Origin of the sequence: Nocardioides sp. N13(2025), from assembly GCF_051912545.1 — a bacterium.
GTDB lineage: Bacteria > Actinomycetota > Actinomycetes > Propionibacteriales > Nocardioidaceae > Nocardioides.
Genome location: NZ_CP196809.1, coordinates 3,768,611 through 3,785,835 on the forward strand (window position 1 = coordinate 3,768,611; position 17,225 = coordinate 3,785,835).

General features: G+C 71.0%; 17 protein-coding genes and 1 pseudogene. 7 read left to right on the plus strand and 11 right to left on the minus strand.

What is annotated here, in order from left to right; genetic code table 11:
- Window positions 1–5: 5 nt before the first annotated feature.
- The 3 genes from ACS3YM_RS18260 to ACS3YM_RS18270 form a co-directional block, all read right to left on the minus strand.
- A complete protein-coding gene (locus ACS3YM_RS18260) occupies window positions 6–926 on the minus strand; it encodes a sugar ABC transporter permease (RefSeq protein WP_439937862.1) in 921 nt (306 codons plus the stop codon).
- Window positions 926–1,873 carry a carbohydrate ABC transporter permease gene (locus tag ACS3YM_RS18265; RefSeq protein ID WP_439937863.1) on the minus strand — a complete coding sequence of 316 codons (948 nt, stop codon included), beginning with the start codon at window positions 1,871–1,873 and terminating at the stop codon, window positions 926–928. Before ACS3YM_RS18265 ends, ACS3YM_RS18260 begins: the two co-directional genes overlap by 1 nt.
- Before the next feature lie 96 nt (window positions 1,874–1,969).
- Window positions 1,970–3,280 (minus strand): extracellular solute-binding protein, encoded by a 1,311-nt coding sequence (locus ACS3YM_RS18270; protein WP_439937864.1) that lies wholly within the window; start codon window positions 3,278–3,280, stop codon window positions 1,970–1,972.
- Between the two features lie 125 nt (window positions 3,281–3,405).
- Between ACS3YM_RS18270 and ACS3YM_RS18275 the strand changes: the two genes are divergently transcribed.
- Window positions 3,406–4,425, plus strand: coding sequence for a LacI family DNA-binding transcriptional regulator (locus ACS3YM_RS18275; protein ID WP_439937865.1), 1,020 nt, complete (start codon window positions 3,406–3,408; stop codon window positions 4,423–4,425).
- Between the two features lie 23 nt (window positions 4,426–4,448).
- Here the strand turns inward: ACS3YM_RS18275 and ACS3YM_RS18280 are convergent, their stop codons facing one another.
- The 3 genes from ACS3YM_RS18280 to ACS3YM_RS18290 form a co-directional block, all read right to left on the minus strand.
- On the minus strand, window positions 4,449–5,177 hold the full coding sequence (locus tag ACS3YM_RS18280; RefSeq protein ID WP_439939925.1) for a VIT1/CCC1 transporter family protein: 729 nt from the start codon (window positions 5,175–5,177) through the stop codon (window positions 4,449–4,451).
- Window positions 5,178–5,238: 61 nt separating this feature from the next.
- Window positions 5,239–5,817 (minus strand): RNA 2',3'-cyclic phosphodiesterase, encoded by a 579-nt coding sequence (gene thpR, locus ACS3YM_RS18285; protein ID WP_439937866.1) that lies wholly within the window; start codon window positions 5,815–5,817, stop codon window positions 5,239–5,241.
- 18 nt (window positions 5,818–5,835) lie between these two features.
- On the minus strand, window positions 5,836–6,981 hold the full coding sequence (locus tag ACS3YM_RS18290; RefSeq protein ID WP_439937867.1) for an acyl-CoA dehydrogenase family protein: 1,146 nt from the start codon (window positions 6,979–6,981) through the stop codon (window positions 5,836–5,838).
- A 215-nt stretch (window positions 6,982–7,196) separates the two neighbouring features.
- On the opposite strand from ACS3YM_RS18290, the gene ACS3YM_RS18295 reads away from it, so the two are divergent.
- Window positions 7,197–9,050: an ATP-binding protein gene (locus ACS3YM_RS18295; RefSeq protein ID WP_439937868.1), complete on the plus strand. Its 1,854-nt coding sequence runs from the start codon at window positions 7,197–7,199 to the stop codon at window positions 9,048–9,050.
- Here the strand turns inward: ACS3YM_RS18295 and ACS3YM_RS18300 are convergent.
- Window positions 8,993–9,673, minus strand: coding sequence for an NAD-dependent deacylase (locus tag ACS3YM_RS18300; RefSeq protein ID WP_439937869.1), 681 nt, complete (start codon window positions 9,671–9,673; stop codon window positions 8,993–8,995). The genes ACS3YM_RS18295 and ACS3YM_RS18300 overlap by 58 nt on opposite strands.
- An 81-nt stretch (window positions 9,674–9,754) precedes the next feature.
- On the opposite strand from ACS3YM_RS18300, the gene ACS3YM_RS18305 reads away from it, so the two are divergent.
- From ACS3YM_RS18305 to ACS3YM_RS18315, 3 genes are read left to right on the plus strand one after another with little or no spacing between them, the layout of a single operon-like run.
- Window positions 9,755–10,543: an N-formylglutamate amidohydrolase gene (locus tag ACS3YM_RS18305; RefSeq protein WP_439937870.1), complete on the plus strand. Its 789-nt coding sequence runs from the start codon at window positions 9,755–9,757 to the stop codon at window positions 10,541–10,543.
- Window positions 10,540–11,718, plus strand: coding sequence for a flavohemoglobin expression-modulating QEGLA motif protein (locus tag ACS3YM_RS18310; protein ID WP_439937871.1), 1,179 nt, complete (start codon window positions 10,540–10,542; stop codon window positions 11,716–11,718). Before ACS3YM_RS18305 ends, ACS3YM_RS18310 begins: the two co-directional genes overlap by 4 nt.
- Window positions 11,715–12,755 carry a glutathione synthetase gene (locus ACS3YM_RS18315; RefSeq protein ID WP_439937872.1) on the plus strand — a complete coding sequence of 347 codons (1,041 nt, stop codon included), beginning with the start codon at window positions 11,715–11,717 and terminating at the stop codon, window positions 12,753–12,755. Before ACS3YM_RS18310 ends, ACS3YM_RS18315 begins: the two co-directional genes overlap by 4 nt.
- Before the next feature lie 78 nt (window positions 12,756–12,833).
- Here ACS3YM_RS18315 and ACS3YM_RS18320 read toward each other — a convergent pair.
- The 3 genes and pseudogenes from ACS3YM_RS18320 to ACS3YM_RS18330 all read right to left on the minus strand — a co-directional run.
- A pseudogene (locus ACS3YM_RS18320) lies at window positions 12,834–13,838 on the minus strand (alcohol dehydrogenase catalytic domain-containing protein); the annotation flags it as partial.
- Window positions 13,839–13,963: 125 nt separating this feature from the next.
- Complete coding sequence (locus tag ACS3YM_RS18325) at window positions 13,964–14,431, minus strand: nitroreductase/quinone reductase family protein (RefSeq protein ID WP_439937873.1); 468 nt, start codon at window positions 14,429–14,431, stop codon at window positions 13,964–13,966.
- Between the two features lie 59 nt (window positions 14,432–14,490).
- Window positions 14,491–15,426, minus strand: coding sequence for a 1,4-dihydroxy-2-naphthoyl-CoA synthase (locus tag ACS3YM_RS18330; protein ID WP_439937874.1), 936 nt, complete (start codon window positions 15,424–15,426; stop codon window positions 14,491–14,493).
- 64 nt (window positions 15,427–15,490) lie between these two features.
- Between ACS3YM_RS18330 and ACS3YM_RS18335 the strand changes: the two genes are divergently transcribed.
- A complete protein-coding gene (locus ACS3YM_RS18335) occupies window positions 15,491–15,931 on the plus strand; it encodes a nitroreductase family deazaflavin-dependent oxidoreductase (protein ID WP_439937875.1) in 441 nt (146 codons plus the stop codon).
- A gap of 7 nt (window positions 15,932–15,938) precedes the next feature.
- Here the strand turns inward: ACS3YM_RS18335 and ACS3YM_RS18340 are convergent, their stop codons facing one another.
- On the minus strand, window positions 15,939–16,112 hold the full coding sequence (locus ACS3YM_RS18340; protein ID WP_439937876.1) for a hypothetical protein: 174 nt from the start codon (window positions 16,110–16,112) through the stop codon (window positions 15,939–15,941).
- 86 nt (window positions 16,113–16,198) lie between these two features.
- Between ACS3YM_RS18340 and ACS3YM_RS18345 the strand changes: the two genes are divergently transcribed.
- Window positions 16,199–17,194, plus strand: coding sequence for an NAD-dependent epimerase/dehydratase family protein (locus ACS3YM_RS18345; protein ID WP_439937877.1), 996 nt, complete (start codon window positions 16,199–16,201; stop codon window positions 17,192–17,194).
- The last annotated feature ends 31 nt before the right edge of the window (window positions 17,195–17,225 follow it).

Sequence of the window (17,225 nt, forward strand, 5' to 3'; positions counted from 1 at the left end):
GGCGCTCAGCCCTTGGTGCCACCGGCCGTGAGGCCGGCCACCAGGTGCTTCTGGGCGAAGAAGAACACGATGGCCGCCGGGACGGTGATGAGCACCGCGCCCGACGTCAGCAGCTCCCAGCGGGGGCTGAACTGCGGCACGAACTGCTGCAGGCCGGCGCCCAGCGTGTAGTGGTTGCTGCCCTGCATGAAGGCGATGGCGTACGCCACCTCGCCCCACGCCGTGAGGAACGTGTAGAAGGCGGTGACCGCGAGCCCCGGCCGGGCCAGCGGCAGGACGACCCGCCAGAAGGTGCCGAACGGGCCCAGCCCGTCGAGCGCCGCGGCCTCGTCGAGCTCGCGGGGGATGGTGTCGAAGTAGCCGCGGAGCATCCAGGCGCAGAACGGCACCGCGACGGTGCAGTAGGCGATGATCAGCGACGGCTTGGTGTCGATGAGTCCGAGGTTGGCCATGATCGTGTAGATCGGCACGATGAGGATGGCCACGGGGAACATCTGGGTGAGCAGGAAGACCCACATCAGCGGGCGCTTGCCGGGGAAGTTGAAGCGGCTCAGCGCGTAGCCCGCGGTCGCGGACATCGCGATGCCGAAGACCATCGTGAAGGCCGCGACGATCACCGAGTTGAGGAACCACGTCGGGAAGTCGGTCTCGGTGAGGAGCTTGCCGTAGTTCTCGAGGGTCGGGCTGGCGAAGAGCTGGATCTCTGTGCGGCGGATCTCGCTGGCGGGCTTGATCGAGCTGAGCACCACCCACAGGATCGGGAAGAGCGCGCTGAAGGTCGCCAGGAGGAGGGTGGCGTGCAGGCCGATGCTGGCGAGGGGTGAGCGCTGACGCCCCTGCCGGGGCGGGCGCGACCGGGCGTCGAGGGGGCCGGCACCAGCGGTGGCTGCCGGGGCGATGGCCTCGGCGGGCAGGACCTCGGACATCAGAACACCTCTCCCTGCTTGGCGAGCATGCGCTTGTAGACGCTGGCGTAGACGACGAGGATCGACAGGATCAGCACGCCGTAGGTCGCGGCGAGCGAGTAGTCACGGATGCCCTCGAACGCCGCGCGGTAGGCCCCGGTCACCAGGATCTCGGTCTCACCGGCCGGCTGGCCCCGCGTCACGAAGTAGATGATCGGGAACATGTTGAAGGTCCAGATGGTGCCGAGCAGGACCACGGTCGAGGTGACCGGTCGCAGGCCCGGCAGGGTGATGTTGACGAAGCGCTGCCACGGGGTGGCGCCGTCGATCTGGGCCGCCTCGTAGAGGTCGCCGTTGATCGACTGCAGCCCGCCGAGCAGGGCGACCATCATGAAGGGCACGCCGAGCCAGACGTTGGCCACGATGGCGGTGAACAGCGAGGTCCAGCGGTGCTCGAACCACGACACCGGATCGAGGCCCACGGCCCGCAGGGCCCCGTTGATGACGCCGAACCGCTCGTCGAAGATGAAGCGCCACGCGAAGGCGGCGACGAACGCTGGGACCGCCCACGGCAGGATGAGCGCGACGCGGTAGAAGCCGCGGCCCCGGAACTCACGGTTGAGCATCACGGCGAGCCCCAGGCCGATCCCGAAGTGGGCCGCGACGCAGGCGACCGTCCACACCAGGGTGTTGGCGAACTGGAGCCAGAAGTGGCCTTGGGCACCCGTGAGGATGTCGACGTAGTTGTCGAGGCCGACGAACTTCGCCGCGTCGGGGTTGGGCTTGCACGTCACCGCGCCGCCGAGGATCTTGGTGCAGATCTCCGAGCGCTGGTTGGACTCGTTGAGGTTGGTGAAGGACTGCCACACGCCCTGGACCAGGGGGTAGAAGACGAGGACACCGAGGACGATGACGGTCGGGATGACCATCGCCCAGGCGTACCAGTGCTTGTCGAAGCTCTTGCGCATCCGAGTCTCCGTGGTTCAGGGGGCAGAAGTGGGGGGTGCGTCCCGAGGAGGACCGGGCCGGGTGTCCCGGTCCGGTCCTCCTCGGTCAGCAGGGTGTCACTGCAGCGAGTAGTCGGGGACGACGTCGCTCTTGTAGGTCTTGGCCGCCTTGTCCAGCGAAGCCTGGACGGGCTTGCCCTGGATCAGGACCTCGGTGGCCATGGTGTCGAGCGCGGCGAAGAACTGTCCACCCTCGGGGATCCACGGCCGCGGCTGGGCCACGTCCATGGCGTCGGCCCACAGGGCGACGCGCTCGTTGGTCACCATGTCGTACGCGTCGGCGTTGCCGGGCAGCAGGCCGAGCTCGTCGGCGATGAACGCCTCGGACTCCGCGGAGCTCATGAAGGCGATGAAGGCCGCAGCGGCCTCCGCCTTGTTGTCGTCCATGCCGGAGTAGACCACGTAGTTGTGGCCGCCGACCGGAGCACCCTGGCCCGCGCTGCCGGCCGGGACCGGCGCGACGCCGAGGTTCTCGATGCCGCCGAAGTTCGGGTCGTCGCTGATGCCCGCGACCTCCCAGGGGCCGTTGATGATCATGCCGACCTTCTGCTCCTTGAACAGGGTCATCATCGTGCCGTAGGGGTCGTTGGCGGTGGGCTTCACCGCGCTGCCGTCCTTGACGAGGCTCTGGGCGGTCTCCATGCCGGCAACGGCCTCGGGGCTGTTGACGGTGATGGTCTGGTCGTCGGTGTTGACCAGGTCGCCGCCCTCGCCGTAGAGGAACGGCAGCAGGAAGTAGCCACCGGAGTTGATGTAGATGCCGTCGACCTTGGCCTTGCTCTTCAGGGCCTTGGCGGCGTCACGGACCTCGTCCCACGTGGTCGGCGGGGCCTCGGGGTCGAGGCCGGCCTTCTTGAAGAGCTCCTTGTTGTACATCAGGCCGAGGGTGTCGGTGACCTGCGGGACGCCGTAGGTCTTGTCCTCGTAGACGTTGCTGGAGAGTGGGGTCTCGAGGAAGTTGTTCTCGAGGGCGGCCGTGCCGTCGAGGGCGTAGAGGTAGCCCAGCGAGGCGAACTCCGGTGTCCAGGCGACCTCGGCACGCAGGATGTCGGGAGCACCGGAGCCGGACTCGGCAGCGGTCTTGAACTTGTTCTGCGTCTGGTCGAACGGCACCGTCTCGTGCTTGATGGTGACGTCGGGGTACTCCTCGTTGAACTTCTCGATGAGCTTGTCGTAGGCAGGGGCCTCGTTGGTGGCGTCCGAGGTGTCCCACCAGGTCAGCTCGGCGCTGAGGTCGCCGGAGCTGCTGCCCTCGGTGTCGGTGTCGGTGTTGCCGTCCGAGTCCCCGCCGTCACTACCGCACGCCGCGAGCGTGAGGGCGAGGGCGGCGACGGCGATACCGGCGGTGCCGGCCTTGAGTCGACGCATTGGTGTCTCCCAGTGAGTACGCGCCCCGGGTGGGCGCTGTGATCGTGATCACCGGAGGCTAGCAAGGAACTGGCAGAAAATGAAAGATGTTGCACAACCGTTGCAAGCCTGCTTTCATTCGCTGCATGGCAACCCTGGCGCAGATCGCCGCAGAGGCCGGCGTCAGCGAGGCCACCGTGAGCCGCGTCCTCAACTCCAAGCCCGGCGTCAGCGACGCCACGCGCCAGGCGGTGGTGACCGCCCTCGACGTGCTGGGCTACGAGCGACCGACCCAGCTGCGGCAGCGCAGTGCCGGCCTCGTCGGCCTCGTCGTCCCCGAGCTGGAGAACCCGATCTTCCCGGCCTTCGCGCAGGTGATCGAGGACGCGCTCGCCCGCCGCCGGTTCACCCCCGTGCTCTGCACCCAGTCGCCGGGCAGCCTGTCGGAGGACGAGTACGTCGAGTCGCTGCTCGACCACGGGGTCGCCGGCATCATCTTCGTCTCCGGCAAGCACGCCGACACCCGGGCCGACCACGACCGCTACCGGGCGCTCCTCGAGCGCGGCCTGCCCGTCGTCTTCGTCAACGGCTACGTCGCCGACCTGGCCGCGCCCTTCGTCTCGGCCGACGACCACGTGGCGATGGACCTCGCCGTGGCGCACCTCGCCGCGCTCGGCCACCGCCGCATCGGCCTGGCGATCGGCCCGTCGCGTTTCATGCCGTCGGCGCGCAAGCACGAGGGCTTCGTCACCGCCCTGACCTCGCACCTCGGGCTCGGCAGGGCCGAGGCCCGGACGTGGATCGCCGAGACGATCTTCTCCGTCGAGGGCGGTGCCGCCGCGACCCGCCAGCTGCTCGACCAGGGAGCGACGGCGGTGGTGTGCGGGTCGGACCTGATGGCCATCGGCGCGATCCGCGCCGCGCGGTCGGCGGGGCTCGAGGTCCCCGGTGACGTGTCGGTTGTCGGCTTCGACGACTCGCCGCTCGTGGCGTTCCTCGACCCGCCGCTGACGACCGTGCGGCAGCCGGTCTCCCAGATGGGCAACACCGCTGTGTCCGCCCTGGTGGACGCCATCGGGGGCGACCCCGTGGCGTCGCGGGAGTACCTCTTCGCCCCCGAGCTGGTGCTCAGGGGCTCGACCGGTCCGGCGCCGACGCGGGACTGACTCCCGGCCGGGCGCCGTGCCGGTCAGCCCAGCTGGACGCCGGCCAGCATGCCGATCAGGTAGGTCACGCCCATGGCGAGCAGGCCGCCCGAGACGTTGCGCAGCACCGCGGGCAGGCGCGGGCTGTAGCCGATGCGCGCGCTGACGAAGCCCGTGAGGGCCAGCGCCGCCACGACGCTCACGACGGTGACGGGCACCCGGTAGCCGTCGGGGACGAAGGCCACGATCAGCAAAGGCAGGAGCGCGCCCACGGTGAAGGCGAGCATCGAGGCCCACGCGGCGTGCCACGGGTTGGTGAGGTTGTCGGGGTCGATGCCGAACTCGATGTCGGCGTGGGCGCGCAGGGCGTCGTGCTCGGTGAGTTCCCGGGCCACCCGGGCGGCGGTCTCGCTCGACAGGCCCTTGCCCTCGTACATCTTGGCCAGCTCGCGCTCCTCGGTCTCGGGCATCCGCTCGAGCTCGACGGCCTCGAGGGTGAGCAGCGACTTCTCGGAGTCGCGCTGCGTGCTGACCGAGACGTACTCGCCGGCGCCCATGCTCAGCGCGCCCGCCGTGAGGGCGGCGATGCCGGCGATCACGATCGCGCCGCTGTCGTCGGTCGCACCCGCGACACCCATCACCACGCCCGCGGTCGACACGATGCCGTCGTTGGCGCCGAGGACCGCCGCGCGCAGCCAGTTGAGGCGCGTGCCGACGTGGTCGCCCATGTCGTCGTGGAAGTGCTGGGGCTTGTCGTCGGTCCCGATCTCCATGCTGCTCACGGCTGAATCCTCGCCCGGCGGCGTACGTCGTGCAACGAAGGTGAGGCTGCGCTCAGCGACCCCGGCCACCCAGGGCGTACGTCCCGACGACCTCGTGGCGCGGCCGCCGGCGCGGTCCCTCGCCGAGGTGGGAGGCGACCAGCGCGATCTCCTCGGCCACCCAGTCCGGACCGTCGTAGGCGTCGAGCAGGCGCACCCACGACGTCACGTTGTCGGGACGACCCAGCCGGCCCAGCGTGAGGTGCGGTCGGAAGCGCTGCCCGTCGACCCTGGCCCCGGCCTTCGACATCGCCGCGCGGCAGCCGGCGGCGAGAAGGGCGAGCCCGGCGGCCGCCTCGTCGCTCGCCCCCAGGCGGGCGAAGAGAACCCGGGCCCGGTCGGGGTGCGGGAAGGCGCCGCCGCCGGCGACCCGCAGGTCGAGTGGCGTACGCCGTCCCGCGAGCCGCGCCAGCCGCTCGTCGAGGTCGTCGAGGCTGCGGTCCGGCACGTCCGCCGAGAACGCCAGCGTCAGGTGCCACTGCGCCGGGTCCGACCAGCGGAAGGCAGCCGCGTCGCGGCGCCCGGCGAGGAAGTCGTCGAGGTGCGCCACCGCCTCGGGCGGCGGCACCACCGCGACGAACATCCGGGACATGCGCCCAGTGTGACCCGACTACAGCCCGAGGTCGCGGCCGATCAGCATCTTCATGATCTCGTTGGAGCCGGCCCAGATCTTCGTCACGCGGGCGTCGCGCCAGGCGCGCGCGACGCGGTACTCGTTCATGTAGCCGTAGCCGCCGTGGACCTGGACGCAGTGGTCGAGGACGTCGTTCTGGACCTGCGAGGTCCACCACTTGGCCTTCGCCGCGTCGACCGGGGTCAGCTCCTGCTTGGTGTGCGCGATGACGCACTGGTCGACGAAGGCCTGGGTCACGTCGATGCGGGTGACGAGGTCGGCCAGCAGGAACTGGGTGTTCTGGAAGGCGCCGATCGGCTGGCCGAAGGCCTGGCGGTCCTTGGCGTACTGGATCGTCTCCTCGAGGATCTGCTTGGCGTGGGCCAGGTTGGTGATGGCCGAGCCGAGGCGCTCCTGCGGGAGGAACTGCATCATCGAGATGAAGCCGGTGTCGAGAGGACCGACGAGGTCGTCGTTGCTCACCCGGACGTTGTCGAAGGCGAGCTCGGCGGTGTCGGACTCGTCCTGGCCGACCTTGTCGAGCACCCGTCCGACGCTGAAGCCCTCGAGGGTCGTGTCGACCGCGAAGAGGGAGATTCCCTTGGCCTTCTTCTCCGGGCTGGTGCGAGCCGCGACGAGCACGATGTCGGCCGAGCCGCCGTTGGTGATGAACGTCTTGGACCCGTTGATGATCCAGTCGTCGCCGTCACGCACGGCGGTCGTCTTGAGGTTGGCCAGGTCGGAGCCGCCGCCGGGCTCGGTCATGCCGATCGCGGTGAGGATCTCACCGGTCGCGGCTCCGGGCAGCCAGCGCGCCTTCTGCTCGTCGTTGGTCAGGTGCACCAGGTAGGGCACGGTGATGTCGGCGTGGATGCCGACGCAGCTGGGCAGGGTCATGTTGACCTTGGCGAGCTCCTCGGTCAGCACCGCGTTGAAGCGGTAGTCGCCCGCCTCGGAGCCGCCGTACTCCTCGGGGATCTCCAGGCCGAGGAAGCCCTGCTTGCCCGCGGCGAGCCAGAAGTCGCGGTCGAGGCCGTGGCCGGCGGCGTACGCCTCGAGGTGCGGGGTGACCTCGCGGTCCAGGAACTGCTTGACCGAGGCGCGGAAGGCCTCGTGGTCCTCGTCGTAGATCTCACGCTTCATGCCCCCGATGTTACCCGCGAGTCACTTCCCGCGCGAGGTGCTCGTCGACGTACGTCGACGAGCAGGTCCGCATCGCTGCTCCCGGGACCACATGCACTTCGGCCAGAACGGCCGCTGACGGCGGTCCTCACCCCTGAAGGTCAAGTCCTTGCGAAAGCTCCCCCCGAGGCATCGGAGCGCGCCTACCATCCACTTGGCTAGGAGGCGAGAGCGCCATGGACAGTGGGGCAGGGGAGCGCCGGACGCGCGACCTGAGTTGGGGTGACGCGCGTGCTCGGGCGCTGATGCACGCCCTGGCGCGGGACGCGGCCACGCGTGCCGGCTTCCGGGTGTGCGCGATCGAGGTGGTGCGGCCCAGGGGACTGCTGGAGTTCGTCGCGATCTACGGCGACATGACCAACGCCGAGGAACGGCTCGGCACCGCCTCCCGCCTGTCGGACATGCAGGCGGCGATCGCCGACGGGGAGTCCGTGGGGCACTTCGTGTGGATCCCGGACGAGAGCTACTCCGACGCGACCCGCCAGCGCCTCGACGGCGTCCTCGTCGTCCCCGACGTCCCGGTCACCGGCGACCCGGACGACTGGCACCCGATGGACATGCTCGTCGCGCAGGTCCCCGACGAGCGCGGTGACCTGCGGGCCCTGCTCTACCTCGACGTCCCCGTCGACCTCAAGCGGCCCAGCCGGGACAGGCTGCTGCAGATCTCCGACGAGCTCGCGGTGACCCTGTGGTCAGTGGTCACCGCGGTCGAGCGCGAGGAGTACGCCGACCACATGCGGGTCATCCGCGCCACCCGCCGGCTGGCCCGGTCCACCCGGGCGCGCCACGACGTCAGCCACCTGCTCCGCGAGGCGCGGACGACGCTGCTCGGTGCGCTCTCGGTCGACGAGCTGGAGATCCACGTCTTCCTCGACAAGGACGCCGAGACGCCCGACAGCCTCGGGCTCGGCATGGCGCCCGAGGTGCGGCAGGCGCTCGACGCGGCCGCCGCCCGGGCGTGGGAGCGCCAGCGGGTGCTCATCATCGAGGCGGGGCACATCTGGGGTGACTCGGTGCTCGACGCGCACCACGCCGACTGGTTCACCCAGGCCATGCAGGCGGCCGGCTTCGAAGCCGTCGTGGTCGCGCCCGTGGGCGTCGACGACGAGGTGCTCGGCATGCTCATCGCCGCGCGCCGGACGGGGTCGCGGCGGTGGACCGACGGCGAGGGTGTCGCGGCGCTCGAGCTCGGCCACGACCTCGGCCGGGCCATCGCCAACGCCCAGGCCACCCAGCGCGAGCGGCGCCTGCTCGAGGAGCTGCGCGCGCTGGAGGAGGCCAGGCACCGCTTCCTGCGCGAGCTCACCCACGAGATCAACAACCCGATGACGGTGATCGCGGCCAACGCCGAGTTCCTCGCCGGCAGCGAGCTGGTGGACGACCGCGACCGCCGAAGGGCCCAGGCCATCCTGCGCGGCACCGAGCGGCTGGGCGACCTGCTCGAGGGGCTGGCGATGCTGTCCAGCGTCAGCGACCCGCAGCACCCGCCGAGCATGGAGCGCATCGACCTCGTCCCGATCGTGGACGAGACGCTCGCGTCGATGGCGGCCGTCGCGGAGAAGGCTCACGTCACCCTCCAGCTGGTCGGTGAGACCCATCCGGCCTTCGTGTTCGCGGACCGGCGCGAGGTCGCGAGCGCCGTCACCAACCTGGTCGACAACGCGGTGAAGTACTCCGACGTCGGCGACGAGATCTTCGTCGGGGTGGAGCGCGGCGACGACGGGTCGATCACCTTCTCCTGCCGGGACGAGGGCATCGGCATCTCCGCCGCCGACCAGGCCAACCTGTTCCTGCCGCTCTTCCGCTCGACCAACGAGGAGGCGCTGCGGCGCCCCGGCACCGGCCTCGGGCTCGGCATCGTGCGGGAGGTCATGCAGCGCCACGGCGGCAGGGTGGAGGTCGAGTCACGCCTCGGCCGTGGCACGTGCGTACGCCTGCACTTCCCGCCGGTGCCCCGGCGCGGGGTGGACGGTCAGTCCCCGAGCACCTCGCCGACCCAGTCCGGCACGAGCCGGGTGGCCGGTCCCTGACGGGACCGGGCGAAGTCGCTGGCGCCCGCGCTCGGCTCGAGGTTGAGCTCGAGGGTGTCGCCGCGCGCCCAGTGCACGAAGGCAGCGGCGGGGTAGACGACGCCCGACGTGCCGATCGAGACGAAGAGGTCGCACTCCCAGAGGGCTTCCTCGACGAGGTCCATGCCGTAGGGGATCTCCCCGAACCACACGATGTCGGGGCGCAGGCTCGCGGTCCCGCAGCCGGGGCACGAGGGGCCGGGGGCCAGCGGGCCGTCCCACGCGTGCCGCTCGTCGCAGGCCGTGCACCACGCGGACTGCAGCCGCCCGTGGATGTGGTGGACGCGCTGCGAGCCGGCGCGCTCGTGGAGGTCGTCGACGTTCTGGGTGACGACCAGCAGGTCCTCGCCGAGCGCCTCCTCGAGGCGCACGAGGGCGTGGTGGGCGGCGTTGGGCTGCACCCGCGACAGCGCTGCGCGCCTCTCGTCGTAGAACCGCTGGACCAGCGCCGGGTCGTCGGCGTACGCCTCCGGGGTGGCGACCTGCATGGGGTCGTGCCCCTCCCACAGGCCGTCCGCGTCGCGGAAGGTCGACAGCCCGCTCTCCGCGGAGATGCCGGCACCGGTGAGCACCACGACCTTCATGCCTCCAGTAGTACCAGCCCTCCACCCGTAGGGGTGCGGGTCGGTGGGGTACGCCGCCCCGCGTGGGGTAGACAGTGGGCCATGACGGACTGGGAGGGAACGTCGGACGCCGTCGCGTTCGTCGGCGACTGGCACGGGCCCGTGGTGGCCACGTCGGTGCACGCCGGCCACGACCTGCGGCCCGAGATCGCCGAGGCGATGGTGCTGGACGAGGCCGAGCGGCTGCGTGAGGAGGACCCGTTCACCGACCGGATCGCCTCGGTCGTGGCCGACCGGGTCGTCACCTCGCGCTCGCGCTTCGAGGCCGACCTCAACCGGCCCCGCCGCGAGGCCGTCTACCGCAAGCCCGACGACTGCTGGGGCCTCGAGGTCTGGCGCGACGGCGTGCTGTCCGACGAGCTGTTCGAAGGCAGCCTGGCGACGTACGACGCCTTCTACGACGCGCTCGCGCCGCGACTCGACGCGCTGGCCGAACGTGGCCCGTTCGTGCTGCTCGACGTGCACTCCTACAACCACCGGCGCGACGGCGCCGACCAGCCGCCCGCTCCGCAGGAGGAGAACCCCGAGGTCAACGTCGGCACGGGCAGCCTGGACCGCGAGCTCTTCGGACCGCTGGTCGACCGGTTCGTCGGCGAGCTCCGCGACGCGCGGCTCGACGCCCGGGAGAACGTCGCCTTCGAGGGTCGCAACCTGGCGTGGTGGGTGCACGACCGCTATCCCCGGGTCGGCTGCGTGCTGGCGCTGGAGTTCAAGAAGACGTTCATGGACGAGTGGACCGGTGTGCTCGACGAGGAGCGGCTGCGCCACGCGCAGGACTCCCTCGCCGCCACCCTGCCCGGCCTGCACGAAGAGCTGGAGCGGTTGCGGTGACCGGTGCCGGCGAGCACGCGGAGCTGAGTCCCGCCGACCTCGCCGTGGACCACAGCCTGGCCCTGCTCGCACAGAGCTTCCGCTTCCTCCTCGACATCACCCCGGTCGACGCCGACGACCTCCGCGACGACTTCCTCGAGGGCCGCGAGCCCGAGCCCGACTTCACCTACCGCGAGCTGGAGACCGACCCGGCCGTGGTGCGCACCGAGCTCGAGGCGATCGACCTCGGCGAGGTCGAGGACCCTGTGCTCGGGCAGCTCCTGCGGGCCAAGCACCGGGAGATGGAGCTCCAGCTCGACATGCTCGAGGCGCGCGACACCGACGACTTCCTGCCCCTGAGCGTCGAGCTCTACGGCGGTGTCTCGCCGACGCTGCGCAAGCAGGCCGAGGCGCTGCTGGCGAGCATCACCCGCACCGAGCCGACCGGCGAGGTGTTCGACGCCGAGGAGTTCCTCGCCCTCGCGCTGGAGGAGATCGGGCACTACCGCCAGGAGGACCCTGATCTCGACATGCACGCCGAGATCCGGCCCGACGTCAACGGCGTCATGGTCTCCGGAGACGTGCTGCTCATCGGGCCGGAGACCAAGGTGCAGCGCGCCCGCGCGCAGGCCCTGCTCCACCACGAGGTCGGCACCCACCTGGTGACCCAGTCCAACGGCAGCCACCAGCCGATCAAGGTGCTGGGCGTCGGGCTCGCGGGCTACGACGAGACCCAGGAGGGCCTCGCCGTACTCGCCGAGATCGCCTGCGGGGGCCTCACCGCCTTCCGGCTGCGCCAGCTCGCGAGCCGGGTGGTGACCGTGCACCGCATGATCGGCGGCGCGACCTTCGCCGAGGCACACGAGGCGCTGGTCGCGGACGACTTCCCCGAGGGGAGCGCCTGGACGACCGTGATGCGGGTCTACCGCTCCGGTGGGATGACCAAGGACGCCATCTACCTCCGCGGGCTCGTCGAGCTCCTCGAGCACCTCGGCGGCGGCGGGTCGCTCGACCAGCTCTGGCTGGGCAAGTTCTCGCTGCGCGACCTGCCGCTCATCGGCGAGCTGGAGGAGCGCGGGCTGCTGCGGCCGCCCCGCGTCCTGCCGCGCTACCTGCACGACCCGGCGACCCCCGCCAACCTGGCCCGCGCGGTCGGGACCCATGATCTCGGCACACTCCTGGAGGGACACGCATGAAGATCGGATTCGTCGTCAACGACATCGAGACCGAGAAGGCGGAGTACACGACCAACCGGCTCGCCCTGGCGGCCAAGGAGATGGGGCACGAGGCCTGGTACATGGGCATCGGCGACTTCGCCTACGAGCCCGACGGCTCCCTGAGCACCAAGGCTCGCGCCGGTCAGGCCAGGACGTACCGCTCCCTCGAGCGGCACATGTCCGACGTGAAGCGCCCCGACGTCGAGCAGCTCATCGGGATGGACGAGTTCGACGTGGTGATGCTGCGCAACGACCCGGCCGACGACGCCGAGACCGACCCGTGGCGCAACAACGCCGGGGTCGCGTTCGGGCAGCTGATCGCCTCGTCCGGCGTCCTGGTCGTCAACGACCCGACCAGCCTGGCCAACGCGCTGTCCAAGGCGTACTTCCAGCACTTCCCGGAGATCGTGCGACCGCGCACCCTCATCTCGCGCGACGAGGCCATGATCGAGGCGTTCATCAAGGACCTCGGCGGCAAGGCGGTCCTCAAGCCGCTCCAGGGCTCCGGCGGCGCCGGCGTCTTCCTGGTCGACCGCAAGGAGGCGCCCAACCTCAAGCAGATCATCGAGGCGATCTCCCGCGACGGCTACGTCGTCGCCCAGGAGTACCTGCCCGAGGCCGCCAAGGGCGACGTGCGGATGTTCGTGATGAACGGCCAGCCGCTGATGGTGGACGGCAAGTACGCCGCCTTCCGTCGTACGCCCTCCACCAAGGACATCCGCTCCAACATGTCCGCCGGCGGCAAGGCGGAGAAGGTGGCCGTCACCGACGAGATGCTCGAGATGGTCGAGGTCGTGCGGCCCAAGCTGGTCGCCGACGGGATGTTCCTGGTGGGGCTCGACATCGTCGGCAACAAGCTCATGGAGATCAACGTCTTCAGCCCCGGCGGCCTCGGCAGCGCCCAGGCCCTTTCCGAGGTCAACTTCGCTCCCGTCGTCATCGGCGAGCTCGAGCGCAAGGTGAACATCCGCCGGCACTACCCGGAGATCGACAACCACACGCTCGCGACCAGCTGAGTGGTCGGGTCCCGGCACGAGGACGAGCTTGCCCTTCGACGCCGACGCCTCGAGCAGCTCGTGGGCGTGCTGCGCCTCTGACAGCGGCAGCCGCTCGGCCACCACGGGGTGGATCTTCCCTGCGGCCAGCAGCTCGAGCAGCGCTGCGAAGTCCACCCGGAACCAGTCGGGGTTCCTCGGGCCGCCACCGACCAGGCGGGCCGGACGGCGGCTCGCGATGGGCAGCAGCTGGCGGCTGTCACGCAGCCGCTGGATGCGGTAGGCCATCACGTGCCGTGACGGCGAGAGCGCGCCCCAGAGGGCGACGGTCGCGGTGGCGCCGTACCACGCGGCCCAGCCGCGCCAGCTCTTGTGGCCGCCGGACAGCGTCGCGTAGTGGCCGAACACGACCAGCCGCCCGCCGCGGCGCAGCGCCCGGAACGAGCGGATCGACGTGGCACCCCCGAGACCGTCCAGCGCGACGTCGACCCCGGTGCCGGTGAGCTGACGGATCCGCGTCAGGAAGTCCTCGGTCTGGTAGTCGATGAGCTGGGCGCCGAGCCGTTCGACCACGGCCCGGTCACGTTCCGCCGCGGTGCCGTACATGCGAAGGCCGGCGAGGCCGCCGAGCTCGAGGATGGCGGTCCCGACCCGGCCGGCCGCGCCGTGGACCAGCACCGACTCGCCACGCCTGACGCGCGCCAGCCGGTGGAGCACCTGGTAGGCGGTCATGTAGGTCAGGACGAGCGAGATGACCTGCGCGGGGTCGAGGTCCGCGGGCACCAGGACCGCTTCGTCCTCGCTGACGCACACCTCCTCGGCATAGGCGCCGTAGGCGGTCAGCGCCGCGACCCGGTCACCGACCTGCAGCCGGGTGCAGCCCGGGCCGACCTCGTCCACGACCCCGACCAGCTCGTAGCCCGGGGTGAAGGGTGGCCTGGGCACGCCCAGGTAGGTGCCGGCGCGCAGCTGGGCGTCCGTGAACGACGCCCCGGCGACCAGGAGCCGGATCCGGACCTCACCGTGCGCCGGGTGGGGGGCGGAGTCCTCCACCACGCGCAGGACCTCTGGACCACCGAAGTGGTCGACGATGACGCGCTTCACCTCGGGTGGCCTCCTGTGGCTCGAGAACTCCCCGTCGGACAGGGTCGCTCCGACGTGCCGCCAGTGACAGGGGCGGACGTCCCACCGTCCGGAGGCACTTGTGCCCGAGGGTCCTCGCTCGTGGCTCAGGACACGGGAACGATGCGGAAGACCGGGTAGCGAGGCGCGACGGCCTCGAACTCCGCGACGGGCGCGCCGGGGTCGACCGGGATGTGCACCCGCCCGCTCGTGGCGACTTCGCAGTAGCGCTTGATGACGGGGGCGCGCCGGTCGACCGGCACCTCGTCCAGCCTGACGGGAGTGCGGCCGCGCTGCAGGAGCACGGCCCGGTGCCCGGCCGCACGGACGTTGCGCACCCAGTTGGTGTCCTCACCCAGCATCGACACCAGGTAGCGCTCGCCGTCCAGGTCGGCGATGACGACGGGGAGCCGCACGGGCTTGCCGGACCTGCGACCCTTGACCTCGAGTGTCGCGACCGGCCACGGGGTCCGTCCGGTGGCGAAGACGCGTGCCCACACGGCGTTGAGGGCGCGCGCCAGAGCGTTCGGACGCCCGCCGCGATAGAGCCAGCGAGTGAAGTCGGCGGTGGACATGACGCCACACTGCGCCCGGCAGGGCCGGTGGTCACAGGGCCGAACGGCCCGGGAGTCCCTCAGTAGTACCAGGGGTACGGCGACCAGTCGGGCTCGCGCTTCTCGAGGAACTGGTCGCGACCCTCCTGGGCCTCGTCGGTCATGTAGGCCAGGCGGGTGGTCTCGCCGGCGAAGAGCTGCTGGCCGACCAGGCCGTCGTCGAGGAGGTTGAAGGAGTACTTCAGCATCCGCTGGGCCGTCGGCGACTTGCCGTTGATCTTGCGGCCCCACTCGAGCGCCTCGCGCTCGAGGTCGGCGTGGTCGACGACGCGGTTGACCGCACCCATCCGGTGCATCGTCTCGGCGTCGTACTCGTCGCCGAGGAAGAAGATCTCGCGAGCGAACTTCTGCCCGACCTGGCGGGCGAGGTAGGCCGAGCCGTAGCCGCCGTCGAAGGAGCCGACGTCGGCGTCGGTCTGCTTGAAGCGGGCGTGCTCACGGCTGGCGAGGGTCAGGTCGGCGACGGCGTGGAGGCTGTGCCCACCGCCGGCGGCCCAGCCCGGGACCACGCAGATGACGACCTTGGGCATGAAGCGGATCAGCCGCTGGCACTCCAGGATGTGCAGGCGGGCGAGCTTCGCCTTGTCGATGGGGTTCGGCTCGGCGCCGGCATCGGTGTGACCGTCGGTCTCGTACTGGTAGCCGGCACGCCCGCGGATCCGCTGGTCGCCCCCGGTGCAGAAGGCCCACTTGCCGTTCTTGGCGCTCGGGCCGTTGCCCGTGAGGATCACGCAGCCGACGTCCGCCGACGTGCGCGCGTGCTCCAGCGTCCGCAGCAGCTCGTCGACGGTGTGCGGGCGGAAGGCGTTGAGCACGTCGGGGCGGTCGAAGGCGATCCGGACGGTGCCGTGCTCCCGCGCGCGGTGGTAGGTGAGGTCGGTGAGGTCCTCGAAGCCGGGCACGACGTCCCAGGCCTCGGGGTCGAAGATCTCGCTGACGCCCTCGATCGCACTCATGCCCGGGAGGGTAGTTCACCGGGCTGCGTGGAAGATCGGCGCCGCCCGTGCTGTTGGGGCAGGCATGGCACTGACTGGAACGTACGTCCCGAGCACGGCGCAGTGGGTACGCGACCAGGTGGCCGACTACGAGGCCACCAACGGTGAGAAGGCCGGCACGCTGCGTGACACCGGCTACCCGATCGTGGTCATCACCTCGGTCGGCTCGAAGTCCGGCAACCTCCGCAAGAACCCGGTCATGCGCGTCGAGCGCGACGGGGCCTACCTCGCGGTCGCGTCGCAGGGCGGTGCTCCTGTCGACCCGGCGTGGGCGGACAACTTCCGCCAGCACCCGGAGGTGGAGCTGCAGGACAAGGCCGAGAAGCACACCTACCGTGTGCGCGAGCTCGCGGGCGAGGAGCGCGAGGACTGGTGGCGGCACGCGGTGGACACGTGGCCGACCTACGCGTCGTACGCCGAGAGGACCGACCGCCTGATCCCGCTGTTCCTGCTCGAGCGCGACTGAGGTCGCGTCAGCTGGGGGGCTGCTGGGCAGCCGGGTCGATCTCGTCGACCACGGCCTCCTCGTCGGGGTGGTCGACGTGCACGACGGTCTCCGCGTCGGGGTCCTGGTGGGCGGGTGCCTCGGGCTCGTAGGGCTCGAACTCGTCGTCGATGACGTCGGGCGTCGGGTCGTCGGTGGTCATCACGCCATTCTCCCGCTTCGGGGCTCGTGAGGGTAGCCGCAGCTCAGGCACCGCATGTGCGCCCGGTGAGGGGGTACGGCACCCACATGGACGTCGTGGTAACGGGAGCATCCGGCAACATCGGCAGCGCATGCGTCCGCGAGCTGGCGCACGCCGGCCACGACGTGCGCGGTCTCGCCCGGAGGCGTCCGGACGGCATCGGCTCGGGCCAGGGATCGGTGGCGTGGGTGGCCGCCGACGTCGCGACCGACGACCTCGCCCCGCACCTCGAGGGCGCCGACGCCGTGGTGCACCTGGCGTGGCGCTTCCAGCCCACCCATCGCCCTGAGGTCACCTGGCAGACCAACGTCGTGGGCACCCGCCGGGTGCTGGACGCCTGCAGCCGCGCGGGCGTGCCGGCGGTCGTGTGCGCCTCCTCGGTGGCGGCGTACTCGCCGGTGGACCACGACGAACCCGTCACGGAGTCCTGGGCCACCGACGGCGCCTCCGGTGCGGCGTACTGCCGCGAGAAGGCTTACGTCGAGCGGCTCCTCGACGACTTCGAAGCAGGGCACCCGCAGACCAGGGTCGTCAGGCTCCGGCCCGCGTTCGTGTTCCAGCGCTCCGCCGCCAGCGAGCAGCGCCGCATCTTCGGGGGCGCGCTGGCACGGCCCTGGATGTTCGACGTGCGCCGCATCCCGGCGCTGCCCGTGCCGACGGGGCTGCGGCTCCAGGCCGTGCAGTCCGGCGACGTCGGCCGAGCCGTGACGGCCGCAGTCGAACGGCCGGTCAGCGGCCCCTTCAACCTCGCCGCCGAGGGCGTGCTGCGCCGCGACGAGCTCGGCGAGCTCGTCGGGGCCCGGACCGTCCCGGTCCCGCCCGGTCTCGTGAGCGGCGCGATGGCAGTGGGCTGGCGGGCCCGCGCCCTTCCCGTCCCGGGCAGCCTCTTCGACGCCCTGATGCACGTGCCGCTGATGTCGTCGGAGCGCGCCGCCCGCGAGCTCGGCTGGCGTCCCGAGCACGACGCCGCACACGCGGTCGGGCAGATGCTGGACGGCGCGCGGCTCCGGGCCGGCAGCGGGATGCCGCCGCTGCACCGCTGACGCGTCGTCGTACCCCTGTCGCGGGGGACGG